The organism is Pseudomonas sp. GW823-FHT06B06, assembly GCF_058795195.1.
Map to the genome: position 1 here is coordinate 136,810 of NZ_JBXAHO010000008.1, position 14,545 is coordinate 151,354.

Genomic DNA, 14,545 nt, shown 5'->3' on the forward strand with positions numbered 1-14,545 from the left:
GTTCAAGCCTGTTGAACAAAGGTCAGTCGCACGGCGAAACCGATCAACAGGCTGCCGAACAGCCATTGTTGAACGCGCTGAAAGCTGGGGCTGCGTTGCAGCCAACGACCCAGCGCGGCTCCGGTCAACGCATAGGCGCTATCGAACAGCAAACCGATACCGACCAACACCAGGCCCAGGACCGCAAACTGCGCGAGTACCGGTCCATTGAGTGGATCGATGAACTGCGGCAGCAATACCGAGCAAAACAGCAGCGCCTTGGGGTTAAGCAGATTGGTCAGTAGACCGCGGCGAATCGCTTCGCCCCAGCGTGTTTTTTCGTCTGTTGTACCTGGGCCGTTCAGGGATGGCAGCATCGTCGTCCGCAGGCATTGAATACCGATCCACAGCAGATAAGCAGCCCCGACCAGGCGCACTGCGTCGAATGTCCAGGGAGCCGCCTTGAACAATGCCGCCAATCCCAACGCCGCCAGCACTACATGACAACCGCGGGCGATCGCCAGGCCGACGGCCGTGGCCAACGCTGCGCCTTTGCCCTGGCGGGCACCGGTTTGCAGCAGCAGGATCATATCGGGGCCGGGTAACAGATAGACCACCGCCAGCGCCATGAAAAATAGCCCGAGTCCCGCCATGTCGTACCCCTGTCCGTAGTCGATTCAGTGGTGCCAGTCTAGAGCCAGGGAGTAGGGCATGTGCTTGCGTAGTTTGCTTCTAAAGGTGGCTGTTTTGGCATAACCTGCCAACAAATAACGGTTCAACCAGCGGGATATGCCAAACGATGAAACTGGATGCCTACGACCGCAAGATTCTTGCCGCTCTGCAACGGGATGGTCGGCTGAGTAATGTGCAGTTAGCTGAAGAAATCGGTCTGTCCGCCTCGCCATGTTTGCGCCGGGTACGGATGCTTGAAGAGGCCGGAGTGATTCGTGGTTATCAGGCCAATCTGGATCGCGATGAAGTTGGACTAGGGCTGACCGTGTTCGTCGGAGTAAAAGTCGAGCGCCATAACGATGAACAGGCTGAATCTTTTCGCTTGGCCGTGACAGCATTGCCGGAGGTGATTTCGGCGTTTCTGGTATCTGGAGAATCGGACTTTCTGTTGCAAGTGGTGGTACCGGATCTACGCGCCTACGACCGGTTTCTCACGGGGTGTTTGTTGAAGCTGCCAGGGGTGAGCGATATCCGCAGCAACTTTGCGATCCACACGGTGAAGACACCGGGAGCGTTGCCGCTGGGGCATTTGCCGCTGTAGACCGAGGAGACTTTTTCACGAGCAGGCTCGCTCCCACATACGAATGCATTCCAATGTGGGAGCGAGCCTGCTCGCGAAGCGAAGGCCCAGCCATCAAAAATCTGGAGGCCTACATCTGCGTCGCCATCCCCTCCACATTCATCGCGGCCTGGCGCAAGGCTTCGGATCGGGTCGGGTGAGGATGGCAGGTCAGGGCAATGTCTTCGGCGGATGCGCTGAACTCCATGGCCACGCAATATTCGCCAATCATTTCACTGACGCTTGGCCCTACGAGATGCACACCGAGGATTTCGTCGGTACGCTCATCGGCCAGCACTTTGGCGAATCCTTCGGTTTCATGATTGATCTTCGCCCGGCTGTTGGCGGTAAACGGAAATTTGCCGACCTTGAATGCGCGACCTTCGGCCTTCAACTGTTCTTCGGTCTTGCCGACGCTGGCCAGCTCCGGCTTGGTGTAGATCACGTTGGGGATCAGGTCGTAATTGACCTCACCAGCCTTGCCGACGATCTGTTCGACGCAGGCCATGGCTTCGTCTTCAGCCTTGTGGGCAAGCATCGGTCCGGAGGTGACGTCGCCAATCACCCAGACGCCCGCCGCTTCGGTACGGTGCCCCTTGTTGGCGAGCATGCCGCGTTTATCGGTGGCGAGGCCGACGTTCTCCAACCCCAGACCTTGGGTATAAGGCCGACGTCCGATCGCCACCAGCACGTAATCGGCCTCCAGCGACTCGGCTGCTCCACCTGCGGCAGGTTCGACGCTGAGCTGCACGCCGGTTGCGGTCGTCGTGGCGCTGGTCACTTTTGAACTCAATTTGAAACTGATGCCCTGTTTGCTCAGTGAGCGTTGCAGGGTTTTTCCTGCTTCGCCATCCACACCCGGACAAATCCGGTCCAGGTACTCGACCACGGTCACTTGAGCCCCCAAGCGCCGCCAGACGGAACCAAGCTCCAGCCCAATCACCCCGGCGCCGATCACCACCAGATGCTTCGGCACTTCTGTGAGTGACAGTGCGCCGGTGGAATCGAGGATGCGTTGGTTATCGATGTCCACCCCAGGCAGGGGAGTGGGTTCGGAACCGGTGGCGATGATGATGTCTTTGCCAACCAGTTCGGTCTTGCCGCCGACGTTATCCGTCACGGTGACTTTGCCCGGCCCGTCGATGTGGCCCCAACCCTTGATCCAGTCGACCTTGTTTTTGCGGAAGAGAAATTCGATGCCCTTGGTCAGCCCGGTCACGCTTTCATCTTTCTGTTTCATCATCTGGGCAAGGTTGAGCGTGGGTTTGACCTCGATCCCAAGGTTGGCGAATTCCGCTCCCATGGCTGCATCGTACAGCTCCGAGGCGTGCAGCAATGCCTTGGACGGCATGCAACCGACGTTCAGGCAGGTACCGCCGAGCGTAGCGCGTCCTTCTACGCACGCCGCCTTCAATCCCAGTTGGCCTGCTCGAATCGCTGCGTTATAGCCACCGGGGCCACCACCGAGTATCACGACGTCATAGGTGCTCATGGAAGTACTCCTGGATTGAAAGCGGACGGGGAGGGGTAAAAGTAGTCTTTGAATAAAATTACGAGCGTAATATGTGCGCTCCGATGCTTTTCGGTCAAGGGTTCAGCTTCGCGACAGGTTGAGCATCTTTAGATAGGGCGATTGAGCACGAAAATTTCACCAGTACTGTTATATCGTTACGAAATGCCCCGCGGGGCAATTCTAAATACTGGAGTGGTATGCAAGTCGATCTCGAAGAGGGTGGTGATGGAGCGCAGGTAGCCGGGCTGCCGCGTTTTCAGCAGGCAGTTTTTCAGGGGCGACGATTGCGCCTGCTCGCCATCGGTCTCGGCGCGCTCGCGGCAATGGGCCTGGTGCTGGGTTTTTTTGTCGGGATGTTTGCTCCGCAATCCCTTTGGCCTGCGCTGTTGTTCAATCAGAGCGCCGCATTGCTGGTGCTGGTCGCCGGCTTGCAATCGGCCTGGTGGGTCACGCAATGGCGTGCGCAGGCGATGAATCCCTTGGAGTCGGTGGTCGATTCTGATGAAGCTGAAGTCCCGGCAGGCTGGTATGAGCGACTGCTTGAGAGAATCAGTCAGCACTGCCTGAAGCTACTCAGGCAAATCGGAGCCCCGACACTGTGGCTGGCCGGTTGGGCGCTGCTGGCGTTGTTGTGCGTCGAACAGGCATGGACCCTTGCTTTGCCTTCCGCAGCGCTGGGCATGTCGGCCACTGTCAGCGCGACCCTGGGGTTGTTGTTGGCCTTTGGTCTGTTGGTTCTCGAGCGTCAGCTTGCTCAGGAAAATACTGCTCAATGGCCCGAGGCAGGCGCCTTGGCGCAGCTGACCCGCGTGGCGATCATCAGCCTGATTCTTGGAGCGTTTTGCCTGCTGTTCGGCAGTGAGACTTCGGTTTGGCCGGTGCGTCTGGCGGTACTGATCGGCCTGCTGCCAGGCTTCGTTGCCTTCGAATTACTGCTGCGTGCCGTGCTGTCATTGTTCAGCCCGCGTCGCGAACAACTTGAACCTGCATTGCTGGCGCGTAGTTTTGTCGCCGACATGTTGCGCTGGCCGCCACGGCCATTGCAGGCGTTACAGCAAGAATTGCACAACCGCTTCGGCATCGACCTGCGGCAAATTTGGGCCTTCACTTACATGCGCCGGGCATTGTTGCCGGTGCTGGGGGTAGTAGGCATCGTCGGTTGGGTGCTGACCGGTGTTCACGAAATTCCGCTGCAAGGGCGGGGGATCTACGAGCGATTCGGTAAACCGGTGACGGTGTTTGGGCCTGGTCTGCATGCGGGTTTACCGTGGCCATTGGGGAGGGTGCTAAGTGTCGAAAATGGCGTGGTTCACGAATTGGCCACCAGTGTCGGCGAAACATCGGCCCCCGTGCAGGCAGACCCCGCCGAAGGCCCGGCGCCGATAACCGCCAACCGGTTGTGGGACGCCAGCCATGTGAATGACAAATCCCAGGTGATTGCCAGTAGCCGCGCAGACAAGCAGAGCTTTCAGATCGTCAACATGGACGTGCGTTTTGTTTATTGCATTGGTTTGAGCGATCAGGCGGCATTGGCTGCAACCTATAACAATGCGGATGTGCCGACGTTGATCCGCAGCACCGCGAGCCGAGTTCTGGTTCACGACTTCGCGTCACGCACCCTTGACGGTTTGCTCGGTGAGGACCGGGTGGGGCTTGCCGAGGAAATCGGCCGGGCCGTGCAGGCCGACCTGCAGAAACTCGACAGCGGCGTGGAAATTCTCGCTACGGTCGTTGAAGCGATCCATCCCCCGGCAGGGGCTGCCAATGCTTATCACGGGGTGCAAGCCGCACAGATCGGCGCGCAGGCGTTGATTGCCCGTGAACGCGGAGCCGCCGCCGAAGCCACCAACCAGGCGCAGTTGCAGGCGAGCATTGCCCGGGATCAGGCAACGGCTACCGCCCATGAAATCAACGCGACGGCCAAGGCTGGCGAGCTGAAATTCAGCGCCGAGAAAAAGGCTTACGCCAATGCCGGCCAGGCCTTTGTGCTGGAGCAATACCTCGGTCAACTTTCCCAGGGCCTGGCCAGCGCCAGCTTGCTGGTTCTCGATCATCGTCTGGGCGGCAGCAGCAATGCTCCGACCATCGATCTGCGTACATTCACGTTGCCGGCTGACCCTGCGTCGTCGCGTAAAACTGCTCAGCCAGGAGTCGCCAATTGAGCCAGCTACATACCCACGATCATGCCACCCACAGTGGCCACGATCACAGCCATGGCGGCCATCACCACGGCCATCACCACGGCCATCACCATCATGGTGATCCGCAAGAAGCCGGCCCGTTCCCCTGGCGACGCATGGGCTGGGCGGCGTTGTTGGTGGCGTTTGCCGTGGCGGCAGCAAGCCTGGTGCAAGTGCGTTCAGGCGAAGCCACGGTCATCACACGTTTTGGCAATCCATCGCGGGTGCTGGTAGAACCCGGGCTAGGCTGGCGCTGGCCGGCACCCTTCGAAGCAGCGATCCCGGTGGATCTGCGACTGCGCACCACGTCCAGCGGTCTGCAGGATGTGGGCACGCGGGACGGCTTGCGCATTATCGTTCAGGCTTACGTTGCCTGGCAGGTGCAGGGTGATCCGGACAACGTGCAGCGCTTTATGCGCGCTGTGCAAAACCAGCCGGACGAAGCGGCACGGCAGATTCGCACCTTCGTCGGCTCCGCGCTGGAAACCACGGCCAGTAGTTTCGATTTGGCTAACCTGGTGAACACCGATGCCAATCAGGTGCGCATCGCCGATTTCGAAGCACAGTTGCGCAAGCAAATCGATCAGCAGTTGCTGAACACCTATGGCGTGCGAGTGCTACAAGTTGGCATCGAGCGCCTGACCTTACCGTCGGTCACGCTCACTGCGACGGTCGATCGCATGCGCGCCGAGCGTGAAACAATCGCGACTGAACGCACCGCCATTGGCAAGCGCGAAGCGGCGCAAATTCGCTCCGCGGCGGAACGCGATGCACGAATCGTCCAGGCCGATGCCACGGTGAAAGCGGCGGACATTGAGGCGCAATCCAGGGTCGAAGCCGCGCAGATTTACGCGCGTGCCTACGCTGGTTCACCGCAGCTTTACAATTTGCTGCGCTCACTCGATACCTTGGGCACGGTGATTACCCCGGGCACAAAACTGATCCTGCGTACCGATGCCGCGCCTTTCCGGGCATTGGTTGATGGTCCGCCGACGCTGGAAAATAAACCCGGGTCGCAGCCATGAATTTGGTTCCACGTGGAACAAATGAGTTGAGTAGCCCGTGGATTCAGGCCGGACGCTTGGCGTTTTTCGCTCTGTATGCCGTGACAGTGTTGGCCGCTTTGGCTTGGGCGTTCTCCAATGTGCGACAAATCGACCCGCAAAATCGTGCGGTGGTTTTGCACTTCGGCGCTCTTGATCGCGTCCAGAATGCCGGTTTGCTATTGGCCTGGCCGCGTCCGTTTGAACAGGTGATTTTGCTGCCAGCGGCGGATAGGGTCATCGAGCGTCGAGTGGAGAACCTGCTGCGAACTGACGCCGCATTGCAGGCCGATCGCGCCGCCAGTTTTGCAACGCCGATCAGTGATGCGCTGGCAGGTTCCGGTTATTTGCTGACGGGGGATGCCGGTGTGGTGCAACTGGATGTGCGGGTGTTCTACAAGGTCACAGATCCGTATGCCTTCGTGCTTCAAGGCGAGCATGTGCTTGCGGCCTTGGATCGTCTGGTGACCCGTAGCGCATTGGCACTCACGGCTGCACGAGACCTGGACACAATTCTGGTCGCACGGCCGGAGTTGATCGGCGCTGATAATCAGGCGGCAGAAAGGCGCGAGCGTCTACGGGGTGATTTGGTGCAAGGCATCAATCAGCGTCTGGCGCAATTGGCCGCGACAGGGCAGGGGCTGGGGATCGAAGTGGCGCGGGTTGACGTGCAGTCGAGCCTGCCGGCGCCTGCGATCAACGCCTTCAACGCCGTACTGACCGCCAGCCAACAAGCCGACAAGGCCGTGGCCAACGCGCGCACTGAAGCAGAGAAAATGAACCAGAGCGCGAATGAACAAGCTGACCGTACGCTACAAGTCGCTCACGCTCAGGCGAGTGAGCGGCTGGCGAAAGCCTCGGCTGATACCGCCACGGTGATCAGTCTGGCCAATGCGCAACACGAAGCCGCCGACCCACAAATGTTGCTGCGAATCTACCGCGAGCGAATGCCGAAAATTCTTGGCCAGGCCGGCTCAGTCATTACGGTCGATCCGCAAGACGATTCCCGCCTGATCATTCAGGGAGCTGCACAATGACCGCTCAAACTGCCGCCGCACCGAGCATGTTGTCCTCGGCCGAACAACGCAGCGCTGCTCGCCAACTGACTTTGGCCATGCTTGCACTCGGCTTGCTCGCGTTGGGCCTTGTATGGCGCTGGTTGTCCCCGGAGCAAAGTGGGGTCAGCCAATTGTTGCTGGGTTTTGCTTCTGTACTGGTGGCCGTGCCAGTGATGCGTTCAGCCTGGTACAGCTTGCGGTATCCGAGCCTGCACGGCATCACCGATCAACTCATCGCCCTGGCGATGCTTGGCGCATGGGCGACAGGCGATCTGCTGACGGCTGCATTGCTGCCGATCATCATGATCTTCGGCCATGTGCTGGAAGAGCGCAGCGTGATCGGCTCGCAGGAAGCCATTCACGCCCTCGGCAAACTGACCCGCAGCCACGCGCGTAAGGTTCAGGCCGACGGCTCCATCGTCGAAGTCGACAATGGCACGCTCAGGGCCGGCGATCTGGTGGAAGTCCGTGCCGGTGGTCGGGTGCCGGCGGATGGCCAGGTGCTGTCCGGCCAGGCGAGTCTGGACACCGCATCCATTACCGGCGAGTCGGTGCCGATGGAGGCGGGTGTCGGAATGGCGGTGTTCGGTGGCGCGATCAATCTCGATGGCCTGTTGCGCATTGAAGTGACACGGACCGGCGACGAATCGACCCTCGGCAAAGTGATCGCGCTGATGCAAAACGCCGAGCGATCGAAGCCACCAATCACCCGGTTGCTGGAGCGATACGCCGGGAGCTACCTGGTGCTGGTGTTGTTGCTGGCCGCAGTCACCTGGTTCATCACCAACGATGCCCAGGCCATGCTCGCGGTGCTGGTCGCTGCTTGCCCTTGTGCGCTGGTACTGTCGGCACCCGCTACGGCGATTGCCGGGGTAGCAGTAGCCGCTCGGCACGGCATTCTGATTCGCAGCTCGGCGTTTCTCGAAGAGCTGGCAGACCTGACATCGCTGGTGGTCGACAAGACCGGAACCCTCACCTTCGGCACCTTGCGCCTGCAATCCATCGAGAGCTCGCTAGCGGATCGCAACCCCGTCTTGAGGCTCGCCGCCAGCCTCGGTTCCGCCAGCAGTCACCCGGTCAGCCGGGCGCTCGCCGGGCTCGTCCCACCAGAGCATTTTCAGTTGCTGTCGGACATTCGCGAGCGTCAGGGTCTGGGCGTGGTGGCCATGACAGAGCAGGGCGAGGCTGCGCTTGGGCGGCCGGAGTTGTTCGCTCAATTGGGTATAGCTACCCCAAATGTTCCCGACCACGATGGCCCCATTGCCGGGCTGGCACTCAACGGTGAGTTTCTCGCTTGGCTGTTGTTGGCCGACAGTGTTAAACCGGAAGCGAAGGTTGCCTTGAGTGAGCTGAAGGACCTTGGATTGGGCCGACAGCTTTTACTCACCGGCGACCGGTACAGCGTCGCTCACACACTCGCTCGGGATGTCGGCATCAGTGAGGTTGAGGCGCAGGCCTTGCCCGAGGACAAATTGAATCGCGTGTTGAAAGAAATCGGTAACGGCTTTCGGCCTATGGTGGTCGGCGATGGCATCAACGATTCCCTGGCGCTTAAGGCTGGCGTTGTCGGTGTGGCAATGGGTGCAGGCGGGGCGGATATCGCGTTGGCTTCAGCGGATATTGTGTTGATCGGTAGCGACCTGCGGCGCCTTGGCACCTGCGTGCGCTTGAGTCGGCAATGCCGTCAGACTTTGCAAGTCAACGTGATTATCGGTTTGGGCTGGACTTTGGCGATCGTTGCTTTCGCGGCGTTCGGCTGGCTCGGGGCAGCAGGGGCGATGATCGCTGCGTTGCTGCATAACCTCAGTACGTTGCTGGTGTTGGGCAATGCTGGGCGTTTGTTGCGATTTCAGGAGCCGCTGTTCAAGCTCAATGAAGAGCGGTTTTAACAATACAGAACTGTGGGCCGGATTTGCAGTCATTTAGCTAAGAGCGGTCATTTCTGCGAATTCGCAACCGTTGTATATTCGTAGAGTGCCGCTATGAAATCGATAGCCAGTTGTTTTTCCAGGATGGTCTAACCTCTCAGCAGACGTCTGAAACAAGGGGGATTTTCCATGCTCGCGCAACTTCCACCGGCCTTACAGAATCTGCAGTTACCGCTACGCCTGCGACTCTGGGACGGTCATGAATTCAATCTGGGGCCGACGCCCAGTGTCACAATTGTGGTCAAGGACCCACAAATGGTCACCCAGTTCACCCACCCTAGCCTGGACGCGCTCGGGGCTGCGTTTGTCGAGGGCAAACTGGAACTCGAAGGTTCCATCAGCGATGTGATCCGCGTGTGCGATGAATGGAGTCAGGCGTTGCTGGATGAGGACGACGGCAATCAGCCGGTCCGCACCATGCATGACAAGGAGACTGACGCCAAGGCAATCTCCTACCATTACGACCTCTCGAACGCCTTTTACCAACTGTGGCTCGACAGCGACATGGCGTATTCCTGCGCTTACTTCGAGACAGGCAGTGAATCCCTTGAACAGGCCCAACAGGCAAAATTCCGTCATCTGTGCCGCAAGTTGCGCCTGCAACCTGGCGAATATCTGCTGGATGTCGGCTGCGGCTGGGGTGGGCTGGCCCGGTACGCTGCTCGTGAGTTTGGTGCGAAGGTGTTCGGTATTACCCTCAGCAAGGAACAACTGGCCCTGGCCCGGGAGCGGGTAAAAGAGGAAGGGTTGGAGGACCTGATCGAGTTGCAGTTACTCGACTACCGCGACCTGCCTCAAGACGGACGCTTCGACAAGGTGGTCAGTGTCGGTATGTTCGAACATGTCGGGCACGCGAACCTGGCCGAGTATTGCAAAACCTTGTTCGGCGCAGTGAAAGAGGGCGGGTTGGTGATGAACCACGGGATCACCGCCAAGCACACCGATGGGCGTCCTGTGGGACGCGGTGCGGGTGAGTTCATTGAGAAATACGTGTTCCCCAATGGAGAACTGCCGCACCTGTCGATGATCTCTGCCGAGATCAGTGAGGCAGGCCTGGAGATCGTCGATGTCGAGAGCCTGCGCCTGCATTACGCACGGACCCTGGATCACTGGAGCGAACGTCTGGAAGACAATCTGGAGGCCGCCTCGAAACTGGTGCCGGATCAAGCCCTGCGCATCTGGCGCCTGTACCTGGCCGGTTGTGCCTACGCGTTCGCCCGCGGCTGGATCAACCTGCACCAGATTCTCGCGGTGAAGGCCCACGCCGATGGCAGCCATGAGCTGCCCTGGACGCGAGACGACATCTACAATCCCTGATCCCTAGAGAATGGGCGAAATAAGCCGGGCGACCCTCATGCCGACTTGCTGCAGGCGATGGGTCTCCCGGCCTTCTTCCTTGGCGATTTCGTGAGCCTGGTCGAAGTCGTCGTTTAGCATTTGCTCCACTTGGGCAGCAAACGCTTTGTCGACTGTCAGTAGCATCACTTCGAAATTCAATCGAAACGATCGGTTGTCCATGTTGGCGCTGCCAATGGCGCTGATTTCACTGTCGATCAACACCACTTTCTGATGCAGGAACCCGGGTTGGTAGCGGAACACTCGCACACCGGCGCGCACGGCTTCAAAGGCATAGAGGCTGGAAGCGGCGTAGACGATTCGGTGGTCGGGCCGCGACGGCAGCAGGATTCGCACATCCACCCCGCGCAAGACCGCCAGGCGCAACGCAGCCAGTACCGCTTCGTCGGGGATGAAGTAAGGGCTGGTGATCCATACCCGTTCGGTCGATGCGTGAATCGCTTCGACGAAGAACAGTGAACAGGTTTCGTAGGCGTCCGCCGGGCCGCTGGCGAGTACCTGGCACAGCACTCCGTCGTCCGGGTAAACCTGCGGCAGGATCAGCGGCGGTAATTCTCGAGCCGCCCAGAACCAGTCTTCGGCGAAGGACTCTTGCATGCAGGCCACCACCGGTCCCCGTACTTGCACATGGGTATCGCGCCACGGTGCCAGCGGTGGTTTCTCGCCCATGTATTCATCGCCAACGTTGTGGCCACCGACGAAGCCGAGCATGCCGTCGACGACCACGATCTTGCGGTGGTTGCGAAAGTTGACCTGGAAACGATTGAGCCAGCCGCTGCGGGTGGCGAAGGCTTTGACCTTGACGCCGCCATCGCGCAGTGACTGGACGTAACCGTGGGGCAGGGAGTGGCTGCCAATTCGGTCGTAGAGCAGGTAAATCGCCACCCCTTCGCTGGCTTTGCGCAGGAGCAAGTCACGCAGGCGACGACCCAGCCGGTCATCGTGGATGATGAAGAACTGGACCAGTACGGCTTCCCTGGCCTGGTCGATGGCGTGGAAAATCGCTTCGAAGGTCGCCTGTCCATTCACTAGCAAGCGCACTTCGTTGTTTGCCAGGCACGGCATGCGTCCCAGTTTCGGCATGGCCCTCAGCGATGCGTAGGCGCTGGATGCGCGAGCGGTGAGGGCTTCCTCCACCCATGGCCGCCAGTTCAGCTCGGAGACCGCCTTGCGCATCTCCTCGTTGGCTTGGCGCCGAGCCTTGATGTAGCCGTCGAAGGAGCTGCGCCCGAATACCAGGTAGGGGATGAGAGTCAGGTAAGGCATGAACAACAATGACAAGGCCCAGGCAATCGAGCCTTGCGCGGTGCGGACGGTCAACACGGCATGGATTGCTGCAATCAGGCCCAATGAGTGCAGCAGCGCGATGACATAACCAAAGACATGGGGTCCAAAATAATCCATGGGGGCAACCTTGCTCCTGAAGATTCAATGCTTAACAGACCATGTTCCGTGCAGAATGTCGCTATTTAATTGGCCCATGAACCGAAGCCCGCTGGCGACGTCTAACGGCCACTACTGATCAGGAGTTACTCGATGAACGTTCGTCTGCTGGGTTTGGCCATGGCATTTGGTTTGGCACTTCCTGTGGCTGCTCAGGCGCAGATGCTTCAGCCAGGTTTGTGGGAATTGACTTCGAGCAACATGAAAGTCGATGACCAGAACCTGCCGGATCTGCAACTGATCCTGGGTCAAATACAAAGCCAGATGACTCCTGAACAGCGCGCGCAGCTGGAAAAACAGGGCATCACCATGGGTGGCAAAGGGATTCGGGCGTGCTTGACGCCAGAGCAGGTCAAGAGCGACAACATTCCGCTGACCGACCCACAATCGGGCTGCAAACAGGAAATCACCGAGCGCACCGGTAATCAGTGGAAGTTCCGTTTCAGCTGCCCGAAAGCACAGGGCGCGGGTGTAGCCACCTTCCTCAGTGATCGTGAGTTCACCACCAAGGTCAACGGTACGTTCAACGCCACCGGCATCCAGCAGAAGGGTAGCCTCGATACCCGCGCGGTCTGGTTGGGACAGGACTGCGGCACCGTAAAACCAAGAGCCTAAACCTCATCGGGGCGAGCCTTGCTTTTTTGTAGGAGCGAGGCTTGCCCGCGAAGACGTCCGTTCAGCCACCTCCAATCCCCGGCTGACCTAACCACTCGCACACCGCCTCAACCTTCATCCTGCCAAAATCCTCTCCATTGCGATTGCGCACGCTGACATACCCGCCAGCTCTTTCCTGTTCACCAACCACCACCAGGTACGGCACCGTCTGACTGTGATGTCGAATCTTGTGGCGAACTTTTTCGTTACGCAGGTCCGCCAGGGCACGCACACCACTGCGGCGCAAGTGTTCGGTAACTGCGTGTGCGTAACTTGCCTGCCGGTCATCCATGCTGACCACCACCACATGGGCTGGCAGGCGCCAATGCTGCAGCTCGTGGTGGTTGGACCAGCAGGTACCATAGATCCTTTGCTGCAAGGTTCCGTTGATGTGATCGAGGGCGAAAGCTTGTAAGACCCTGGTGGTGGGCACATGAGGGCCGCTCGTCACATAGTCGGTATCCCCCAGGCGATACAGCGACAGATCGGCGCAAGAGGGCGAGTGGTTGCGATTGCGACGGATCGAGTGGTTGGCCGCCGCCAATGATTGCATACGCGCTTCGATCAGCGGCAGGTCAGCGGTCCTCATTGGACGTTCGACAGCGAACTCACAATAGAACCCGTCACCCAACGCCGAGCCGGTTCGCAATTGAGCATGGGAATGCAATTGCTTGACTGCCATCGCCAGCATCAGCGAACAGGAGCGCCGGAGGATCTCCAGGCCGTCGGGTTCCTGGGGCGTAACGATGCTGACCCTGGCATTGGCCCGGATCACGAACTCACAGTCGACCAACAGGCCGTCCACCCGACCCGCTACTGCAGCGTTGGCCAGCCCGGGGCCAATACTCGCGGCAATCTCATGTACGGACAGCGGTTGATCGTATTCACGCAATGAACCATCGGGCAGAGTGATCTGGATCATAGTTTTTGTTCTCGAATGCTTCGATCACATGCGTCAGCGGCTTAACCTTAGATCCAAAACCCGGCCGCTGTCATGTAGACGTTTGTCGTGCCCACTCAAAACTCTTTCTAGAAAGCCCTGTAGGCGCGCAGCAGATTGATTGTTGATGCGCGCCATAACTTCGGTACAGAGCCTGGCGCAATGCCTGTAAATGGATTATGCGGCCTCCCAGTTCCACCGACTCTCGGCAACGGCATCGTGGGCATGCAGGCTTTCAGCATGGATGACGCGTATCTGGAACCCACTGACGCCGGGTGAGCGTTTCAGGGCCAGGTTCAAGCGTCGAGCAGCGTCTTCGCAAAACATCAGGTTCTGACCATTAGCCAAGGCGAACGCCTGTTCATCAGCCCGTTTGACAGCGGTTTGTACGGCGGTGCCGAGGGCTGCCTCGGCGTCGTTGATGATTGCGACCAGCGGCAATTCATCCAGGCTCTCGTGCAATCGCAGACTCAGTTGCGCCGTACTGCGTTGACTATGGGGCGTCGCAACAATGCCTTCAGGGGAACCGAGCCAAGCGAGTACTTCGTCGTGATGCAAAGTCCGGTTGGCAAAATCATCGACGAATTGCTGTTGGATCAGTTGTCGGGACAGCGCGGCTGAACAAGGACAGGTTGAGGAATAAGGCAGTGCCATTTTTAGTTCCACGTGGAACATCTGGTTTTTCAAACGTGCTTCGATGCTGACGGGATAGCTTTTCCAGCCAGACAGAGGACTGACCAATGCCGGTCTTTTCAGCAGCAAATCGGTGTGAATAGTCAGGTAGGCGTTGTTTGATAGCCCTTCGTGACTGATCAGGAAACTATGCAAAACCCGTCGTAGCAGACCGGGCGAGAGCGTTTCTTGCTCAAGCGTTTCCAACCCCAGATACAGACGCGACATATGAATCCCACGCGCCTCGCCGTTATCGAGGCTCACACCCGCGTCGGCCGTCGCAGGCAATTTTTTGCCGTCGAGTAAAACAGGAAGAGCAATGCCACACATGCCCACCCATTCCAATGGGTGGGCTTGGCGTAAAGCCTGCGCGGCGATATCCGGCAGAGTCAGCGCATTCATGAGCAGGTCCATAGTGGAGTTTGTTGTGTAATGTTATATGATAACATTAAGACAAGCCCGATAATTTCACCGGGTACCCTGTGAGG

At 59.0% G+C, this 14,545-nt stretch carries 12 protein-coding genes; 7 read left to right on the plus strand and 5 right to left on the minus strand.

Features of this window, described 5'->3' with window-relative positions; all coding sequences use genetic code 11:
* Nucleotides 1–2 precede the first annotated feature (2 nt).
* Entirely contained in the window at nucleotides 3–632 is a 630-nt protein-coding gene (locus AC1Q8Q_RS09685) for a LysE family translocator (protein WP_168757018.1), read from the minus strand.
* A 146-nt stretch (nucleotides 633–778) separates the two neighbouring features.
* Between AC1Q8Q_RS09685 and AC1Q8Q_RS09690 the strand changes: the two genes are divergently transcribed.
* Nucleotides 779–1,252, plus strand: a complete 474-nt coding sequence (locus AC1Q8Q_RS09690; protein ID WP_008064568.1) for an Lrp/AsnC family transcriptional regulator — start codon at nucleotides 779–781, stop codon at nucleotides 1,250–1,252.
* A 109-nt stretch (nucleotides 1,253–1,361) separates the two neighbouring features.
* Here the strand turns inward: AC1Q8Q_RS09690 and lpdA are convergent, their stop codons facing one another.
* Complete coding sequence (lpdA, locus tag AC1Q8Q_RS09695) at nucleotides 1,362–2,762, minus strand: dihydrolipoyl dehydrogenase (RefSeq protein ID WP_020797965.1); 1,401 nt, start codon at nucleotides 2,760–2,762, stop codon at nucleotides 1,362–1,364.
* 218 nt (nucleotides 2,763–2,980) lie between these two features.
* Between lpdA and hflK (AC1Q8Q_RS09700) the strand changes: the two genes are divergently transcribed.
* From hflK (AC1Q8Q_RS09700) to cfaB, 5 genes are all read left to right on the plus strand, one after another.
* A complete protein-coding gene (hflK, locus tag AC1Q8Q_RS09700; RefSeq protein WP_492614998.1) occupies nucleotides 2,981–4,945 on the plus strand; it encodes a protease modulator HflK in 1,965 nt (654 codons plus the stop codon).
* Nucleotides 4,942–5,988 (plus strand): protease modulator HflC, encoded by a 1,047-nt coding sequence (gene hflC / locus AC1Q8Q_RS09705; RefSeq protein ID WP_492614999.1) that lies wholly within the window; start codon nucleotides 4,942–4,944, stop codon nucleotides 5,986–5,988. Before hflK (AC1Q8Q_RS09700) ends, hflC begins: the two co-directional genes overlap by 4 nt.
* Entirely contained in the window at nucleotides 5,985–7,043 is a 1,059-nt protein-coding gene (hflK, locus tag AC1Q8Q_RS09710; protein ID WP_492615000.1) for a protease modulator HflK, read from the plus strand. Before hflC ends, hflK (AC1Q8Q_RS09710) begins: the two co-directional genes overlap by 4 nt.
* Nucleotides 7,040–8,953: a heavy metal translocating P-type ATPase gene (locus tag AC1Q8Q_RS09715; RefSeq protein WP_168757013.1), complete on the plus strand. Its 1,914-nt coding sequence runs from the start codon at nucleotides 7,040–7,042 to the stop codon at nucleotides 8,951–8,953. Before hflK (AC1Q8Q_RS09710) ends, AC1Q8Q_RS09715 begins: the two co-directional genes overlap by 4 nt.
* 168 nt (nucleotides 8,954–9,121) lie before the next feature.
* Entirely contained in the window at nucleotides 9,122–10,309 is a 1,188-nt protein-coding gene (cfaB, locus tag AC1Q8Q_RS09720) for a C17 cyclopropane fatty acid synthase CfaB (protein ID WP_020797960.1), read from the plus strand.
* A 3-nt stretch (nucleotides 10,310–10,312) separates the two neighbouring features.
* Here the strand turns inward: cfaB and cls are convergent, their stop codons facing one another.
* Nucleotides 10,313–11,752, minus strand: a complete 1,440-nt coding sequence (gene cls / locus AC1Q8Q_RS09725; RefSeq protein WP_151143759.1) for a cardiolipin synthase — start codon at nucleotides 11,750–11,752, stop codon at nucleotides 10,313–10,315.
* A 132-nt stretch (nucleotides 11,753–11,884) separates the two neighbouring features.
* On the opposite strand from cls, the gene AC1Q8Q_RS09730 reads away from it, so the two are divergent.
* Entirely contained in the window at nucleotides 11,885–12,406 is a 522-nt protein-coding gene (locus tag AC1Q8Q_RS09730; protein WP_020797958.1) for a DUF3617 domain-containing protein, read from the plus strand.
* Nucleotides 12,407–12,467: 61 nt separating this feature from the next.
* Here the strand turns inward: AC1Q8Q_RS09730 and AC1Q8Q_RS09735 are convergent, their stop codons facing one another.
* The gene (locus tag AC1Q8Q_RS09735) at nucleotides 12,468–13,367 is read right to left on the minus strand and encodes a His/Gly/Thr/Pro-type tRNA ligase C-terminal domain-containing protein (protein ID WP_020797957.1); all 900 of its coding nucleotides are present in this window, start codon (nucleotides 13,365–13,367) and stop codon (nucleotides 12,468–12,470) included.
* A gap of 195 nt (nucleotides 13,368–13,562) precedes the next feature.
* Nucleotides 13,563–14,459 (minus strand): GTP cyclohydrolase FolE2, encoded by an 897-nt coding sequence (gene folE2, locus AC1Q8Q_RS09740; protein WP_083349927.1) that lies wholly within the window; start codon nucleotides 14,457–14,459, stop codon nucleotides 13,563–13,565.
* Between the last annotated feature and the right edge of the window lie 86 nt (nucleotides 14,460–14,545).

Coding starts and splice junctions, on each gene's coding strand:
- AC1Q8Q_RS09685 (WP_168757018.1), bottom strand. CDS start 632: ATGGCGGGACTCGGGCTATTTTTCATGGCGCTGGCGGTGGTCTATCTG.
- AC1Q8Q_RS09690 (WP_008064568.1), top strand. CDS start 779: ATGAAACTGGATGCCTACGACCGCAAGATTCTTGCCGCTCTGCAACGG.
- lpdA (WP_020797965.1), bottom strand. CDS start 2,762: ATGAGCACCTATGACGTCGTGATACTCGGTGGTGGCCCCGGTGGCTAT.
- hflK (WP_492614998.1), top strand. CDS start 2,981: ATGCAAGTCGATCTCGAAGAGGGTGGTGATGGAGCGCAGGTAGCCGGG.
- hflK (WP_492615000.1), top strand. CDS start 5,985: ATGAATTTGGTTCCACGTGGAACAAATGAGTTGAGTAGCCCGTGGATT.
- AC1Q8Q_RS09715 (WP_168757013.1), top strand. CDS start 7,040: ATGACCGCTCAAACTGCCGCCGCACCGAGCATGTTGTCCTCGGCCGAA.
- cfaB (WP_020797960.1), top strand. CDS start 9,122: ATGCTCGCGCAACTTCCACCGGCCTTACAGAATCTGCAGTTACCGCTA.
- cls (WP_151143759.1), bottom strand. CDS start 11,752: ATGGATTATTTTGGACCCCATGTCTTTGGTTATGTCATCGCGCTGCTG.
- AC1Q8Q_RS09730 (WP_020797958.1), top strand. CDS start 11,885: ATGAACGTTCGTCTGCTGGGTTTGGCCATGGCATTTGGTTTGGCACTT.
- AC1Q8Q_RS09735 (WP_020797957.1), bottom strand. CDS start 13,367: ATGATCCAGATCACTCTGCCCGATGGTTCATTGCGTGAATACGATCAA.
- folE2 (WP_083349927.1), bottom strand. CDS start 14,459: ATGAATGCGCTGACTCTGCCGGATATCGCCGCGCAGGCTTTACGCCAA.